The sequence below is a fragment of the Streptomyces sp. NPDC032198 genome (assembly GCF_040636975.1).
In the GTDB taxonomy this organism is placed as follows: Bacteria; Actinomycetota; Actinomycetes; order Streptomycetales; family Streptomycetaceae; genus Streptomyces.
Genome location: NZ_JBEZVL010000009.1, coordinates 212,359 through 227,988 on the forward strand (window position 1 = coordinate 212,359; position 15,630 = coordinate 227,988).

Annotated in this window: 16 protein-coding genes; 2 read left to right on the forward strand and 14 right to left on the reverse strand. The window is 71.2% G+C overall.

Annotated elements, in window-relative coordinates; all coding sequences use genetic code 11:
- Positions 1 to 32: 32 nt before the first annotated feature.
- From AB0E78_RS24810 to AB0E78_RS24855, 10 genes are all read right to left on the reverse strand, one after another.
- Complete coding sequence (locus tag AB0E78_RS24810) at positions 33 to 1,415, reverse strand: alkaline phosphatase family protein (RefSeq protein ID WP_361836784.1); 1,383 nt, start codon at positions 1,413 to 1,415, stop codon at positions 33 to 35.
- A gap of 294 nt (positions 1,416 to 1,709) precedes the next feature.
- Positions 1,710 to 2,786 (reverse strand): 2-aminoethylphosphonate ABC transporter substrate-binding protein, encoded by a 1,077-nt coding sequence (locus tag AB0E78_RS24815; protein WP_361836349.1) that lies wholly within the window; start codon positions 2,784 to 2,786, stop codon positions 1,710 to 1,712.
- 42 nt (positions 2,787 to 2,828) lie between these two features.
- Entirely contained in the window at positions 2,829 to 3,626 is a 798-nt protein-coding gene (locus AB0E78_RS24820) for an ABC transporter permease subunit (protein ID WP_361836352.1), read from the reverse strand.
- Complete coding sequence (locus AB0E78_RS24825) at positions 3,613 to 4,458, reverse strand: 2-aminoethylphosphonate ABC transporter permease subunit (RefSeq protein ID WP_361836353.1); 846 nt, start codon at positions 4,456 to 4,458, stop codon at positions 3,613 to 3,615. Before AB0E78_RS24825 ends, AB0E78_RS24820 begins: the two co-directional genes overlap by 14 nt.
- 49 nt (positions 4,459 to 4,507) lie before the next feature.
- Positions 4,508 to 5,560: an ABC transporter ATP-binding protein gene (locus tag AB0E78_RS24830; protein ID WP_361836356.1), complete on the reverse strand. Its 1,053-nt coding sequence runs from the start codon at positions 5,558 to 5,560 to the stop codon at positions 4,508 to 4,510.
- Complete coding sequence (locus AB0E78_RS24835; RefSeq protein WP_361836359.1) at positions 5,557 to 6,252, reverse strand: phosphonatase-like hydrolase; 696 nt, start codon at positions 6,250 to 6,252, stop codon at positions 5,557 to 5,559. The genes AB0E78_RS24830 and AB0E78_RS24835 overlap by 4 nt, the downstream gene beginning before the upstream one ends.
- A 14-nt stretch (positions 6,253 to 6,266) precedes the next feature.
- On the reverse strand, positions 6,267 to 7,391 hold the full coding sequence (locus tag AB0E78_RS24840; protein ID WP_361836362.1) for a TIGR03364 family FAD-dependent oxidoreductase: 1,125 nt from the start codon (positions 7,389 to 7,391) through the stop codon (positions 6,267 to 6,269).
- A gap of 155 nt (positions 7,392 to 7,546) precedes the next feature.
- Complete coding sequence (locus AB0E78_RS24845) at positions 7,547 to 8,338, reverse strand: GntR family transcriptional regulator (protein WP_361836365.1); 792 nt, start codon at positions 8,336 to 8,338, stop codon at positions 7,547 to 7,549.
- Between the two features lie 81 nt (positions 8,339 to 8,419).
- On the reverse strand, positions 8,420 to 9,340 hold the full coding sequence (locus AB0E78_RS24850; RefSeq protein ID WP_361836368.1) for a hypothetical protein: 921 nt from the start codon (positions 9,338 to 9,340) through the stop codon (positions 8,420 to 8,422).
- Between the two features lie 435 nt (positions 9,341 to 9,775).
- The gene (locus AB0E78_RS24855; RefSeq protein WP_361836370.1) at positions 9,776 to 10,975 is read right to left on the reverse strand and encodes an ROK family transcriptional regulator; all 1,200 of its coding nucleotides are present in this window, start codon (positions 10,973 to 10,975) and stop codon (positions 9,776 to 9,778) included.
- A gap of 48 nt (positions 10,976 to 11,023) precedes the next feature.
- Between AB0E78_RS24855 and AB0E78_RS24860 the strand changes: the two genes are divergently transcribed.
- Positions 11,024 to 12,121 carry a Gfo/Idh/MocA family oxidoreductase gene (locus AB0E78_RS24860; RefSeq protein WP_361836373.1) on the forward strand — a complete coding sequence of 366 codons (1,098 nt, stop codon included), beginning with the start codon at positions 11,024 to 11,026 and terminating at the stop codon, positions 12,119 to 12,121.
- Positions 12,118 to 12,585, forward strand: coding sequence for a heme-degrading domain-containing protein (locus AB0E78_RS24865; protein ID WP_361836376.1), 468 nt, complete (start codon positions 12,118 to 12,120; stop codon positions 12,583 to 12,585). The genes AB0E78_RS24860 and AB0E78_RS24865 overlap by 4 nt, the downstream gene beginning before the upstream one ends.
- 132 nt (positions 12,586 to 12,717) lie before the next feature.
- Here the strand turns inward: AB0E78_RS24865 and AB0E78_RS24870 are convergent, their stop codons facing one another.
- The 4 genes from AB0E78_RS24870 to AB0E78_RS24885 form a co-directional block, all read right to left on the reverse strand.
- Positions 12,718 to 13,575, reverse strand: coding sequence for a fumarylacetoacetate hydrolase family protein (locus AB0E78_RS24870; protein WP_361836379.1), 858 nt, complete (start codon positions 13,573 to 13,575; stop codon positions 12,718 to 12,720).
- 135 nt (positions 13,576 to 13,710) lie between these two features.
- Entirely contained in the window at positions 13,711 to 14,481 is a 771-nt protein-coding gene (locus tag AB0E78_RS24875; protein WP_361836787.1) for a YidC/Oxa1 family membrane protein insertase, read from the reverse strand.
- Positions 14,482 to 14,609: 128 nt separating this feature from the next.
- Positions 14,610 to 14,930 carry a DUF6412 domain-containing protein gene (locus AB0E78_RS24880; protein WP_361836382.1) on the reverse strand — a complete coding sequence of 107 codons (321 nt, stop codon included), beginning with the start codon at positions 14,928 to 14,930 and terminating at the stop codon, positions 14,610 to 14,612.
- Positions 14,931 to 15,014: 84 nt separating this feature from the next.
- Positions 15,015 to 15,545 (reverse strand): helix-turn-helix domain-containing protein, encoded by a 531-nt coding sequence (locus AB0E78_RS24885; protein WP_361836385.1) that lies wholly within the window; start codon positions 15,543 to 15,545, stop codon positions 15,015 to 15,017.
- Between the last annotated feature and the right edge of the window lie 85 nt (positions 15,546 to 15,630).

Consider the following 15,630-nt stretch of genomic DNA (forward strand, 5'->3'; position numbering starts at 1 on the left):
GGACAGCTCTGTGCCGACGCCCCTCAGCCTAATCAGGAAGCGGTGATCGTGACCCCGTCGATCACCCAATACCAGTTGTTCCCGCCGGTGTACCGGAAGCGGACCTGCGCGCTCTTGGCTCCCGCGGGCACCTGGAGGGCGATGTTCTCGACGCGGGAGGGGGTGTCCGCGGTGTACGCCTTCACGGCGACGGGGGCCCCTCCGTCGTACGAGACGAGCACCTCGCCCTTCTGCGGGGCCTCCTGGCGGTAGTACGTCGTGTAGGTGAGGGTGGCCCGTGCGCCGCCCCGCACCTCGTACGCGGGGCTGACCAGGGTCGAGTCGAAGGTGCCCGAGAAGGACTTGTCGGTCCACTCGTCGCCGTCCGCCACCGCGAAGACGTTCCGGGCGCGGATGTTGTTCTCGCGCTGCTGGTCGCGCTGGGCCTTCGTCCAGAACTCGTCCGTGGTGAAGGACCAGCCGCGCCACTCGGTGATGCCGCCGGTGCCCATCCGGGAGTTGTCGACGCTCCAGCCACTCGGCGGTGTGTGCGTGAAGCCGATGACGCCGGCGCCGATGCCGGTCTCGTCGACGGGTCCGGTGAGCTTGGCGCGCAGGGCGTCGAACGCGTCCGCCGTGGGCTGCTGGACCGGGTGCCCGTCCAGGCCCCAGGCCGGGTCGATCGCGATGCCGAGGTGGGCGAGCGCGCTCGCGGCGATGTCGGGCATGCGGACGTCGTGGCGGACCGAACCCGGGGTGACCGTACCGCCGGTGGCGATCATGAAGGTCTGGCGCTCGGGCCGGCTCGAACCGCCGTGACCGCCCGCGTCGGTGTGCCCGTGATCGGCGGTGATCATGATGAGCCAGTCCTCTTCGCCGTACGTGGCACGGGACTTGACCGCGGCGACGATCTGGCCGACCTGGGCGTCGGCGCCGTGGATCGCGTCGAGATAGGCCTGGCTCGCGGCGCCGCTGTCGTGGCCCGCGTGGTCGATGTTGTCGAGCTGGACGAAGACCGCGTCGGGATTGCCGCTCCTCACCTCGGCGACGGCACGGGCGGTGGTCCCGGTGTCGTACTCGGCGGACGGCGTGGAGACGCGGGCGTCGACCTTCGCCGAGAAGATGATGTCGGTGATCGGATTCCAGGACGCGACGGCGTAGGTCCGCAGGTTCGGCTTCGCGGCCTCGATCCGGGTCATGAAGTCCGGGTACGCGGCGAGGTTGTGCCCGGTGAACTCGTTGTTGACGACCTTGTGCTTGTCGGGCCACACGCCCGTGATGAGCGTCGACCAGCCGGGGCCCGACGAGGTGGGCGCGAGCGGGTTGGAGTAGAGGCTGCTCGGCGCGGTCAGGCCCGCGGCCATCAGGCCCTTGAGCGCGGGTGCGTCGGCGTCCTTGATTCTGCTCAGCAGGGCGCCGTCCAGGCCGATGACCAGGGCCTTGGGGGGTCTTGGCCGCGGCCCTGGCGACGGCGGCGAGGGGCCCTGCGGCCACCGCGAGGGCGGCGGTGGAGACGAGGAGCGAGCGGCGGGTCATGCCTTGCGACACGTGGTCCTCCAGTCGGAAGGGGTGGGGGTGAGCGGCATGGCACACGCCAACGCCCCTGGAGAACCAGTGGCGTTGGGTCCATACCCGTTATCCTTTCGCTACCTAACACCCCGGGGCCAGGGGGCGAACGGTGAACTCTCGTGGAACCAGGTGAACTTGAGGTCAGCTGCGCACGACCGGGGTCAGCTTCCCGTGGCCGACTTCCAGTCCTCCACGTACGTCTGGAGGTTCTTGGAGATGTCCGTCCAGTCCGGCTCGAAGATCTCGACGCCGTCGACGATCTTGTCGAGGGCGACCGCGTTCGCGTCGGTGGCCTTGATGTCCTTGCGGGCCGCGAAACCGCCGCCGATCTCGCTGACCTGCTGCTGCGCCTTCTGGCTGAGCAGGTAGTCGAGGAACTTCTTGGCGTTGGCGTTGTGCGGGGCCTTGTTGACCAGGCCGGCCGCGTAGGGCAGCGCGAAGGTGGTGGACTTGCCGCCTTCCTTGGCGGGAAACCAGATGCCGAGGTTCGGCATGTCCTTGGACTGGGCGTAGTTCATCTGGACGTCACCGTTGGCGGCGAGGAGCTCGCCCTTGTCGACCTTGGGCGCGAGCTTGCCGGTGGAGGCGGAGGGACCGACGTTGTTGGTCTGGAGCTTCTTCAGGTAATCCATGGCGGGCTTCTTGCCGCCGAAGTCGTGCATCGCCTTGATGAGCACGGCGGTGCCGTCGCCCGCGACGCCGGGCGTGGAGTACTGGACCTTGTTCTTGTACGCGGAGTCGGTGAGGTCCTCCCAGGTCTTGGGGGCCTTGCCGCCGCCGAGCTCCTTCTTGTTGTAGATGAAGCCGAAGTAGTTGTTCACCACGGAGGTCCACTTGCCGTCGGTGGCCTTGTCGGCGCCGTCGACCTGGTCCGAGCCCTCGGGCTTGTAGGCCTGGAGCAGGCCCTTCTCGTCCGCCTGCTGGATGAACGGCGGCAGGGTGATGATGACGTCTGCCTGCGTGTTGGACTTCTCGCGGACGGCGCGCTGCACCATCTCGCCGGAGCCGCCCTCGACGTAGTTCACCTTGATGCCGGTCTTCTTCTCGAAGTCCTTGAAGACCTGGTCGTACCAGCCGTCGCCGTTCTCGCCCTTGAGGCCGTCGGCGCTGTAGACGGTGACCTCCTTCGCGTCGGAGGCGGCGGAGTCGCCGCCGCACGCGGTGAGGGATCCGGCGAGGACGAGGCTGCCGGAGACGGCGGCGAGCGTGCGGGTGCGGGTTCGGGGGTGACGCGACATGACGTTTCGTACTCCTTGAAGAACCGTGGGACGGGGGTGAGTTCAGCGATAGGAGGCGCGCGTGCGGATGCGGGAGACGGCGAAGAGGACCAGCAGCGTCGCCGCCATCAGGACCACCGCGACGGCGGCACCGGTGAAGAGGGAGCCGCGATCGGTGGCCGCGTAGATCTGCACGGGAAGCGGCATCCAGTCCGGCGGGTAGAGCATCATCGTGGCGCTCAGCTCGCCCATGGAGAGCGCGAAGCAGAGGCCCGCGGCCGCGTTGAGCGACGGCAGCAGGAGCGGCAGCTTCACCTTCCACAGGACGTACGAGGGCCGCGCACCGAGCGATGCGGCGGCCTGTTCGTACGCCGGGTCGAGTCGCACGATGGCAGCCGAAACCGACTGGTGGGCGAACGCCGTGACAAGAATGGTGTGCGCGAGGATCACGATCCAGCGGGTGCCGTTGAGGATCATCGGCGGCTTGCTGAACGCGACGAGGATCGCGAGCCCGACGACGACGGAGGGCACGGCGACCGGCAGCACGAAGAGGGTGTCCAGGAGGCGCTTGCCCCCCTTCTTCATCGAGGCGGCGGCGAGCGCGGCCCAGGACCCGACGGCGAGTGCGAGCAGGCTGGCGCTGACGGCGGTGACCAGGCTGGTGGTGAGCGCCTTGAGGGACTCCCCGCGGGTGGCGGACTCGTAGTGCCCCGTGGTGAATCCGGAAGGGAAGGCGCCGGACCAGTGCGAGGAGAGGGAGGCCGCCAGGATCACGAGCAGAGGGAGCGCGAAGAGCGGCAGGAAGAGGACGAAGAAGACCAGCCAGGTCGCCCACTTGCCCTTGCGGCTATGCACCAACACGACGGCTCACCACCCGGTAGAGGCTGTAGAGGCCCACGGAGATCGCGATGTTGACCACGGCGACGACACAGGCCGCCGGGTAGTCGGACTCGAGGATGGCCTTGCTGTAGACGAGCATGGGCAGGGTCGTGACCCCCTTGGCGCCGGTGAAGAGCACAATCCCGAACTCGTTCAGACACATGACGAGTACGAGGCTGCCGCCCGCGGCAAGGGCGGGCAGCGCCTCGGGCAGGATGACCCGCCGGACGATACGGCCGGGCTTCGCGCCGAGGCTGGAGGCCACTTCGAGCTGCGCCGTGTCGATCTGCGAGAACGCGGCGAGCAGGGGGCGCATCACGAAGGGCGTGAAGTACGTGATCTCGGCCAGGAGAACGCCCCAGGGGGTCGTGAGGAACTGGAATGGCCCCTCGGCGGCCCCGGTCGCGTCCGTCCACATGCCGTTCGCCATGCCCTTGGTGCCGTAGACGAACACCAGGGCGAGGGTGATGAGGAAGGACGGGAAGGAGAGGAAGACGTCGATGAACCTGGCGACGGCTTTCCCTCCCGGGAACGGCACGAAGGCGATGATCAGCGCGAGCGCGAACCCGAGCACGAGACACCCGGCCGTGGACCCGACGGCCAGCCATACGGTGGTCCCGAGCGCCTCCCGGAACGCCTCGGAGGCGAACACGTCGGAGTAGGGCTGGAGGGAGGTCCCGCCGGTGTCGGGCCGCACGGACTGCTGGACCACGAGGGCCAGGGGGTAGAGGAAGAAGAGGGCCAGGAGGGCGATGGGGGGAAGGGCCCATACGAAGGCGGGCACTTGGCGCCGGTTTCCTTCCGGCCGTCCCAACTGCTGCGCCCACGATGCCGGTTCAGCTTCAACGAGTTGCCCACCAGCGCTATCCATCGCTCACCCCGCCGGACAGCAGCACCGCATCCTCCGGGGAGAAGTGCAAGGTAACCGAGTCACCAATACCCGGAGGGTCCCGCAGCTCCCGCAGGTCCGCCTTCACCCGCTGCCCCGCGACATCCACGTACAGCCGATGGGTGGCCCCCCGCCACTGCACCTCGGCCACGCGCCCGGACAGGGCATTGGGGCCCTCCCCCAGCCCGACCAGATGCGGCCGCACGCACAACGTGGCGCTGGCGCCCCGCGCCGCCTCCCCCGTGTCGACCTTCAGGTCGGTGTCGCCGAACGTGACGCCACCGTCCCCCACCCGCACCGCGAGCAGATTCGCATGGCCCACGAAAGAAGCCGTGAACTCGGTCCGGGGCGCCCGATAGAGTTCCTGCGGAGTACCGCAGTCCCGCAGCCGCGCCCGGTCCATCACGGCGATGCGATCCGCAAGAGTGAGCGCCTCGACCTGGTCATGGGTGACGTACAGGATCGAGACGTCGGGCAACTCCCGGTGCAGCCGGGCCAGTTCACCCAGCATCCCCGACCGCAGCTGCGCGTCGAGCGCGGAGAGCGGCTCGTCGAGGAGCAGCACCCCCGGCCGGATGGCCAGCGCCCGCGCGATGGCCACCCGCTGCTGCTGCCCGCCGGAGAGCTCCCGGGGAAACCGCTTGGCGTACGAGGCCATCCCCGTCATCTCCAGCACCTCGGCGACCCGCCCCGGAATCTCGGACTTGGGGACCTTCTGCGCCTTCATGCCGAAGGCGACGTTGTCCGCGACCCTCATGTGCGGGAAGAGCGCGTACTGCTGGACGACCATCCCGATCCCCCGCTGGTGCGGCGGCAGGCCGGTGACATCGCGCTCCCCGATGAACACCCGCCCGGACGCCGCCCGCACGAACCCGGCGACGGCCCGCAGCGCGGTCGTCTTGCCCGAGCCCGAGGGGCCGAGCAGGGCCATGACCTCGCCGGGCTCGACGGTCAGGTCGAGCGAGTCGAGGACGGTGTTCCTGCCGTAGGCGACCGAGACGCGGTCGAAGCGGATGCCGCTGCTCATTCCCCGACACCCCGGAGGAGGGCAGGCAGTTCGGCGACGCTCCCGAGGACGTGCGTCGCCCCGGCGGCCCGCAGCGCCCCGTCGTCGTGCGCCCCCGTCAGTACCCCGGCGACGACGGAGGCACCGGCCCGTACGCCGCTGAGCATGTCGTACGCCGTGTCGCCCGCGACGGCGACCTGCCGGACGCCGTCCACCGCCCCCGTCCGCAGGAAGGCGCTGAGCACCATGTCCGGGTAGGGCCGGCCGCGACCGCCCGCGTCGGCGGGGCACAGGGTCAGCTCGACGAGGTCCCGCCAGCCGAGCGCGGCCAGGATGGCGTCCTGGGTGACGCGGGCGAACCCGGTGGTCAGCACCACGGTCCTGCCCTCGCCCCGCAGCTCCTCGATGGCCTCCCTGGCCCCGGCGACCGGCGCGATCCGGCCGCCGTCCACCAGCGCCCCGTACGCCTTCTCGAACGCCACGTTGCCCCGCTGGGCAAGCTCCTCGTCGCCGAACAGGTGCCGGAAGACGGAGATCTTGGACTCGCCCATGGTGGCGCGTACGTAGTCCAGCTTCGCCGCGTGATCGGCCGAGTCCGGCTCGACGCCGAGTTCCCGCGCGGCGGCGGAGAAGGCCTCCTCGACGAGCCCGCCGTCCGCGACGGTCGTACCGGCCATGTCGAGGACGACAAGGCCGCACCCCTCGTTCACCATGTCTCGCAACTCCCTCACCATCCCAACTCGTCGGCGGTCTTCTCGGCGATCGCGGGCGAGCACGTCATGCCGCGCCCGCCGGGCCCGGTGACCAGCCACACGCCCTCGCGGACCTGCTGCCGGTGCACGACGCGGGCCGTGTCGACGCACTGCGCGTACACCCCGGCCCAGCGCCGCCTGATCTTCGGCAGCGGGCGGCCCAGGAAGCCCTCGACGACCTCGGTCAGGTGGTCGTAGGGGTCCTCGAGGGCGTCGAAGGCGAAGGGGTGCTCGTACTCGTGGGTGTCGCCGATGGTCAGGCCGCCGTCCTTGCGCTGCACCATGAGCAGCTGCATCTTGTGCTCGGCGGCGGTCGGTGCCTGCGGCTGCCCGGAGTTGAGCGCGTCGAGGGCGTCCGACCTGTACGCGGGGTAGTAGCGGAAGCTGTCGGCGTCGGCGACGGAGGTGGTGAGCTCCTCGCCGAGGGGCTCCGTCTGCATCATCTGCAGCCGCACACGGCGCACGGGCAGGCCGGGTCCCGCAAGCTCGCGGACGAGGCCGCCGAGCCAGGCGCCGGTGGCGAGCACGACGGCATCACCGGTGTGTACGTCGCCGTGGTCGTCCCGCACCGCGTTCTCGCCGACGACCTCGCGGACCTCACGGCCGGGCAGGAAGGTGTAGCGGGGCGAGGCCAGCAGCGCTTCCCGCAGCCGCAGTTGGGCGACGCGCGGCTCCACGGCCGCGTCCCGCTCGCACCACAGGCCTGCGATGAAGTCACCCCGCAGCGCCGGGTTGAGGGCGCGGGCCTCGTCGGCGTCCAGCAGCTTGTAGCCGCGGGCCGCCGCGTCGGGGCGGGCGAGGGCGGCCTCGGCGACCGCGTGCTCACGCTCGTTGCGCACGAGGGTGAGGGAGCCGTTGGCCCGGAAGCCGATGCCCTCCACCCGTGCGCCTATCTCCTCCCACAGCTCGCGGGCCCGCAGGGCGGTGTCCAGCTCCTCGCCCCCGGCGCGGCCGCTCACCCATATCTGCCCGAAGTTGCGCAGCGAGGCGCCGCGAGCCTCACTCTCGCGCTCGATCTGTACGACCTCGTGGCCGCGTTCCACTGCGTGCCAGGCGTGCATGGTTCCCACCACGCCGGCTCCTACGACGATGACTCTCACGGCGGCAACGCTCCTGGGGACGGGTGACCCGCCGTGGTCCGAACGGCAACGGGACGGTGAACGGGCACCCAAGCTTGGCCTAGACCCGTTATGTTCTCGTTACCTGAGTCGAGTGCAATCCAGTGCAGTCGGGTGTCGGCTGCGGGGAGGAGGGATCAGCCGCCGTTGCCCAGATGGGTGGTGAAGGAGAACCGGTCGCCGCGGTAGAGCGTGCGGACGCGTTCCAGGGGGCTGCCGGAGGTGTCGCGGGAGACGCGGTGGATCAGCAGCATGGGCAGCGCGGGAGGGGTGCCGATGAGCAGGGCCTCGCGGGGCGTGGCCAGGACGGTCTCGATGCGTTCGTCGGCGTCGCCGAAGGAGATGCCGAGCCGGTCGCGCAGGTAGGCGTAGAAGGAGGAGTCCGGCTCAAACTCCCGGTCGAGGGCGGGGGCACGGGCCACGGAGACGTACGTGCTCTCCAGGCCGACCCGTTCGTCGTCGGCGAGCAGCACACGCTCCATGTGCCAGACGGGCTCCCCCTGCTTGACCCCGATCTCGGCGGCGAGGGCCTCGGGGGCGGGGAACTGGTCGAGGGAGATGAGATGTCGCCCCGGGGTGCGCCCCTGTCGCCGTACGCCTTCGGTATAGCTCGCGAGGGACAGGGGCTGCTCCAGCTTGGGGCCCGCGACGACGGTGCCGCGCCCCTGCCTGCGCAGCCGCCCTTCGAGCAGCAGCTCACGCAGCGCCTGCCGGACGGTCTCCCGGGCGACCTCGTACCGCACGGCGAGGTCCCGCTCGGTCGGCAGCGTCTGCCCGTCCCCCAACTCCTCTATGAGGTCGGCGATCCGGGCCTTCACCGCGTAGTACTTCGGGATGCGGCCGTGCTCGGGGATGCCGGAGCGGATGGGGGCGCCGGGGGCCTGGTCGAGCAGGTGCGCGGGAGGGTGCGGGGGGTTCGGGTTGTCCACCCGGGGATGTTCGCAGACGTACGTGAACGGGCGCGTGAACACCCGCTGTCCGCGCGGGGCTCGGCGTCGGCGTGCGGGGTTTCAGCGCCGGCGGGTGGCCCGCAGGCGCCTCGCGCCTACGACGAGGGCCCAGCCCGCGGCGAACAGCGCACCGGCGACGGCGCTGACGCCGAGCAGGGCGCGGGGTCCTGTGGCGGCGAGTTCATCGGCGTACGAGGTCGACCCTCCGGCATCGGAGTCCCCTTGCCCGCCGCTGCCGCCGCCGTGGAGGTCCGAGGCACCGTCGCCGCCGTCGCGCCCGCCGCTCTCGCCCGCGTCGGTTCCGCCGTCGGCACCGTCACCGCCCCCGTCCGCATCTCCATCGCCATCCCCATCGCCGTGGCCTTCATGGGCATCAATGGCGAACGGATAGTCCTCGGACTCGCCCACCCAGTCGCCGTCGTCGGCACGGCGCTGGACGACGGCGGCGGAGATGACGGCGTGTTCGGAGCGGGCCTCGGAGGTGAAGGAGAGCCGCACCTTCACGGTGAGGGTCCGACCAGCCTTGACCGTGAACCCGGGGAATCCGTCGTCGAAGACGCCGACGTTCTCGTCCCGATCGGTCTGCTCGAACGTGACGGGACGCCAGCGCTTGCCGTCGCGGAACTCCAACTGGACCTCGCGGGGCCGCAGCTCGCGCTCCTTGTCGACGATGACGACGACGGGGTGGATGTTTCCGCAGGTGCCGCGGGTGGTGTTGGCCAGCTCGACGGACCAGCGCCGGTAGCCGCCGCCGGCTTCGTAGGCGGCGGGCCCCCCTCGGATCCGCGTCCCGATGGGAAAGTCCTCACTCCCGGGATCGGAGCAGGTGGGAGGCTGCGCGGCTCCCGGCAGCGGTACGGAAACGGCAGCCGCCACCCCGCTCTCCGGCGGCCTCTCCACGGCAGCCGCTGGAACCGCTCCGGGCAGGAGGACGGCGGCGACGACGGTGATGCCGGAGGCGAGCGGGCGGCGGAGTCGCATGAGGGGCCTTTGCTGGGCGCGGGCGGGCGGGAGCGGGGGCCTTGTGTGGCGGGAACGGACCCCGCGAGATTGCCACGCCCCCCGCTCTCCCCCACCCACGCCACCACCCCATACCGCCGACTGGCCCGCGCAAGTCCGCCCTATCAGCCGACTTTCCGTTAATTCGGGTTGCCGGGGTGGGGTGAGGGGGTGGGCTCTGGCGGCCGGGGGTTGCCCTTGATCCGCGGGTTGCGGTGGCCGGGATGCCGCATCAGCGGGTCCCAGTGGCCCGGGTCGCCACTGTCAGCGGGCTGTGGCGACCAGGGATGCCACCGCCAGCGGGCCGGGGTGGCCAGGGACGCCACCGCGCCAGCGGGCCGTGATGGCCAGGGTGCCCCCAGCGGCGGCCTCCACCAGCCGAGGGCTCCTACCGGCCTCCACCAGCCGACGACGCCCCTACCCCCTCCCCGCCGGAAACGCCGCGTTCGCCCTGCCGAAGAGGGGGGTCAGTACCAGTTGGGCCGCGCCCTCCGCCACGCCCCGGTCGCCGCCGGGTGCGATGGACACCGGGACCTCCGTGCCGTCGCCGCCTTGCCTCGCGCGAGTGGTGAGTACCTCGCCGACCCCTCGTACGAAGCGCTCCTCGTCGGCCAGGACGGCTCGGCCGCCCAGGAGTACGAGGTCGATGTCGAGCAGGCTGACCAGGTTCCCCGCCCCCGCCCCGAGGACCCGCGCCGCCTCGTCCAGATCGCCCCGCGCGACCGCCGCAAGGCACAGCGCCTCGATGCAGCCGCGGTTGCCGCATTCGCATCGCGGGCCGTCCAGCTGGATCACCTGGTGGCCGAACTCGCCCGCCCCGGTGCGCGCGCCCCGGTAGAGGCTTCCGCCCAGTACGAGGCCCGCGCCCAGGCCCGTCCCGAGGTGCAGATACGCGAAGGACTCCGCCACCCCGCCCAGCGCGAGGCCAAGGGCCGCCGCGTTCGTGTCCTTGTCCACGACCACCGGCAGCCCGAGCCGCCCCGCGAACGCGTCCCGCAGCGGGAAGCCGTCCCACGCGGGGAAGCCCGTCACGCGGTGCAGCACCCCGTCGGAGTGGTCGAGCGGCCCCGGCAGTGCGATCCCCACACCGAGCAGGCCCGCCCCCGCATCCGGGGCCGCATCCGGGCCCGCATCCGGGGCCGGTTTCAGGCCAGGGGCCAGCCCCCGCACCACCTCCACCGCCGCGTCCACCACCGCCTCCGCACCCGCGGCGAAATCCAGCGGTGCCCGGCGTTCCGCGACCACGTGGCCCGTCAGGTCGGCCAGGACCGCGGTCAGTTCGTCGCGGTCCAGGTGGAGGCCGATCGCATGGCCCGCCTCCGGGACGAGGCGCAGGAGCGTCCGCGGCTTGCCTCCCGTGGACGCCCGCCGGCCCGCCTCCGCCGCGAGCCCCTCCGTACGCAGCCGCGCGGTGATCTTGCTGACGGCCTGCGGCGTGAGCCCCGTACGCTCGGCCAGTTCCAGTCGGCTTATGCCGCCGTCGCCTGCCGTGCGCAGCAGGTCGAGCACCAGGGCGGCGTTGTGCCCGCGCAGCGCGGGCAGATTCACTCCGCCGCCCGTCCGACCACCGCCGCCGGCCCTCTGGGCTCCCACATCAGTCCTGTTCACACCCCCCATTGTCGCCCGCGCTTGCGCTTTGGCAACACCGTTGCTTAAGTGGAACGCATGACTGGTACAGGCTCCCCTCTACGTGGCTCCCCTCTACGCGTCGCCCTCATCGGATACGGCCTCGCGGGCTCCGTATTCCACGCCCCGCTGATCGCCGCCACCGAGGGCCTCGCCCTCGACACGGTCGTCACGTCGAACCCCGAGCGGCAGGCCCAGGCTCGCGCCGAGTTCGGTGACGGGCTGAACTTCGCCGCGTCGGCCGACGACCTCTGGGCCCGCGCGGACGAGCTCGACCTGGTGGTGATCGCCTCCCCGAACAAGACGCACGTCGCGCTCGCGACCGCCGCCCTCAAGGCGGGCCTCCCGGTCGTCGTGGACAAGCCGATCGCGGGCACGGCAGCCGAGGCCCGCGAGCTCGCGGGCCTCGCCGACGACCGGGGGCTGCTCCTCTCCGTCTTCCAGAACCGCCGCTGGGACAACGACTTCCGCACTCTCCAGAAGCTCATCGCCGACGGCGAGCTCGGCGACGTATGGCGCTTCGAATCCCGCTTCGAGCGGTGGCGCCCGCAGCCCAAGGGCGGCTGGCGCGAGTCCGGAAACCCCGAAGAGATCGGAGGTCTGCTGTACGACCTCGGGTCCCACGTGGTCGACCAGGCGCTCGTTCTCTTCGGTCCCGCGCGGTCCGTGTACGCCGAGTCCGACGTCCGCCGCCCCGGCGCCGAGGCAGACGACGACACGTTCATCGCGATCACGCACGAGAGCGGCGTCCGCTCGCACCTGTACGTGAGCGCCACCACCGCCCAGCTCGGCCCGCGCTTCCGCGCGCTCGGCTCGGCGGCGGGCTACGTGAAGTACGGCCTCGACCCGCAGGAAGCCGCACTCCGCGACGGCAAGCGGCCCACCAGCGAGGACAGTTGGGGCGAGGAACTCGAATGCATGTGGGGCCGCGTCGGCTCCGGCGAGTCCCCGCTGACCGGCGGCGGCAACCCGGTCAAGACGCTGCCGGGCGACTACCCCGCGTACTACGCGGCCGTGGCCGCGGCGCTCCGTGGCACCGGCGGCAACCCGGTCTCCGCGCACGAGGCGGCATCGGCCCTCGACGTCCTGGAGGCGGCACGCCGCTCGGCCCGCGACGGTGTGACGGTGGTCGTATGACGACGCCCGCCGCACCGACGATCGAGGAGCTGGAGGACCAGGAACTCCGCCTGGTCCTCCCCCACTTCACGTACGAGGACGCCTGGGCACTCGGCACCCTCCTGGTCGATCTCGCCCGCGAACGCCGGGCCCCGGTGGCCGTCGACATCACCCGCGGCGGCCAGCAGCTCTTCCACGCGGCACTGCCGGGCTCGACCCCGGACAACGACGCCTGGATCCAGCGCAAGCGCCGTGTCGTCGAGCGTTACGGCTGCTCGTCGTTCCTGGTCGGCACGCGTTTCCGCGCCAAGGGGACGACGTTCGAGGAGTCCTCGCGCCTGGACCCGGACGCGTACGCGGCGCACGGCGGCGCGTTCCCGATCGCGGTGCGGGGCGCGGGCGTGATCGGCACGGTCGTCGTGTCGGGCCTCCCGCAGGCCGCGGACCACGCGCTGGTGGTGGAGGCGCTGGAGCGGTTCACGTAAGCCGCGAGTACGCCCCGTAGGGGCGCGGGGAACTGCGCGCCCAGCCACGACGCACCCGCAGGTGGAGTCGGCGAAGGCCCCGCTGACTCCACCCCGGGGCATCAAGAATCCGCCGCGCCCCGCCCCGAAGGGCTACGCATCCTTCAGCTCCTGGCGCTGCCTGCCCAGACCCTCGATCTCCAGCTCCACCACATCACCGGCCCGCAGGTACGGCTTCGGCTCCGGCTGGCCCATGGCCACGCCCGCCGGCGTACCGGTGTTGATGACGTCGCCCGGGTACAGCGTCATGAACTGGCTTACGTAGCGCACCACTTCGGCCACCGGGAAGATCTGCTGGGCCGTGGTCCCGTCCTGCTTCAGATCGCCGTTGACCCAGAGCTTCAGGGACAGCGCCTGCGGGTCGGGGACCTCGTCCGTCGTCACCAGCCACGGGCCCAGCGGGTTGAACGTCTCGCAGTTCTTGCCCTTGTCCCAGGTGCCGCCGCGCTCGATCTGGAACTCGCGCTCGGACACGTCGTGCGACACCGCGTACCCGGCGACGTGCGCGAGCGCCTCCGCGTCGGACTCCAGGTAGCGGGCGGTGCGCCCGATGACGATCGCGAGCTCGACCTCCCAGTCGGTCTTGACCGACTTGCGCGGCACCAGCACGGTGTCGGCGGGCCCGACCACCGTGTCCGCCGCCTTGAAGAAGATGACGGGTTCGGCGGGCGGCGTGGCCCCGGTCTCGGCCGCGTGGTCGTGGTAGTTGAGCCCGATGCACACGACCTTGCCGATCCGGCCCACCGGCGGCCCGACCCGCAGCCCCTGCGCGTCGAGCACGGGCAGCTCGCCCGACTCGGCGGCGGCCCGGACCCGGTCGAGGGCGCTCGCGTCGGAGAGCAGCGCCCCGTCGATGTCCGTGACGGTCCCTGACAGGTCCCGCAGCGCGCCTTCGGCGTCGAGCAGCGCCGGGCGCTCGGCCCCCGCCGTACCGACTCGCAGCAGCTTCATGGTCAATCTCCCTTGGTCGAGCGCGCCCACTCACCTCCGACGGATCGCCGATCTCTGGGCAGCGGCCATCGGAGGATTGGAAGATCCTCCAAGGTCGCTGTCCATCCCGCAAGACCCTGTTCACGGACCGGACCGTTACCCGGCAGTAGCCAGCGCCCCGGCGCCGATCGGCACGTCGCGGTAGAGGGCGGCCCGCTCGATCGCGCTCCAGGTGGTGCTGGTGACCACGTACAGCGCGGCGGCCAGCGGCACGAAGGCGACGGTGAACAGCGTCATGAACGACATGAACGGCATGACCTTGGCGATCGCGCCCATGCCGGGCACCTGCTGGCCCGCGTCCCCCGCGGGCGTGGCGGCGGCCGTCGCGGCCATCTGCGTCTTCGTACGCCGGAAGTTGAAGGTCGCGACGGCGGCCACGATCGCGAAGAGCCCGAGGTAGACGAGGCCCTGCGCCCCGAAGACCCCGCCGTCGCCGAGCGCGTCCGCCCACCGCCCGCCAAGGGGCGCCTCGAAGAGCTTGTGGCCGAGGAGCGAGTTGGCCTCGCCGCCGATGCTGGTGTTGGAGAACAGGTGGTAGAGCAGGAAGAACGCCGGGAGCTGGAACAGGCTGGGCAGGCACCCGGAGAGCGGCGAGACCTTCTCCGCCGCGTGCAGTTCGAGGACCGCCTTCTGCAGCTTCTCGGGGTTCTTGGAGTGCTTCTTGCGCAACTCGGCGATCTGCGGGTTCAGCCTGGCGCGCGCCTTCTGGCCACGGGCGGACGCCCGCGACAAGGGGTGGACGAGGAGTCGTACGCACGCGGTGAACAGCACGATGGCGGCGGCGGTCGCGGAGGCGTGGAAGAGCGGTTCGAGCAGGTCGGCGAGGGAGCCGACCAAGCCCGCGAACACGGACATAAAGGGAGACAGGAAACCGAACATGGAGAAGCCCTCCGGGGGTCTCGTCGTGCCGGGAAAAGGTGCGGATGCTCTTTTCGGCGTGACGGCCCGCGAGGGTTGCTTCGCGTTTCTGGTGCGCCCTGCGTTTCTGGTGCGCCCTACGCGGCCGTCAGGACGAGACGGCCCGGTGCTCGGGGTCGCCTGCGGCCCGAGGCGTCGGGGTCGCGCTGGGGCAGGAACGCGGTGCGCTTCTCGCGATCACGGATGGCCGTACGCACCCTGGTGCGGGGCACGGCGGGTGCGCAACGCGCGGCGATGACCGAGCAGGCGGCGAGCGCGGAGCCCGCGGCGGCGGTCGCGGCGAGCGCGACGGCGGCGGTGAGGCTGCTCGCGTCGAGGAGGACGACCTCGACGAGGAGGAAGAGGAGAAGGCCGGTGGGACGGAGAGCGGCTTTCCAGCCGCGGAGTGCGTCCTGCATTCCTCGGTCCCTCCCTTCCCACTCATGAACATGCTGCGTTCTCATGAACATGCCGCATTGGTACGGCACGTCGTCCACAGCCCGTTATACAGGATCCGCCTCGACGGCCGTAAGGAGCCTTCGGGGCGCGAGCAGCGCCCGGCTGACCGGATCGGACGGGTCCGGATCGAGCCCGGGACCCGGCAGCATCTCGACGTCCGCGACGGGCACGAGGATTCCGCAGGCCGGGCACTCCCCGACGTTCCCGAGCTCCGTGCCGCACTCCGTGTGCCGGAAGTACCGCAACGGCCCGGTCTCCGAGAAGTTGTCGCGCCCCCAGGCGCCGAGTGCGCGCAGGGCCGGCCAGAGGCCGCGTCCGCGCTCCGTCACGACGTACTCGTGCCGGGAGGGCGCGCCCGCGCACGGGCGCTTCTCCAGGACACCGGCCGCGGTGAGCGACTGGAGGCGCGCGGCGAGGACCGCGCGGGGGATGCCGAGGTGGACGAGGAAGTCGTTGTAGCGCCGCACCCCGTAGAGCGCGTCGCGGACGACGAGCAGCGTCCAGCGCTCCCCGACGACCTCCAGCGCGCGGGCGATGGAGCATTCCTGCGCCGCGTAGTCCTTGCCGAGAGCCATGGGTCCACCTTAGCGACTTTCCGACTTCTAGGTTCAATGACTGAACCTGACCTGCTACGGTCAGCAGCAGGCGGCCAGGTTCAAT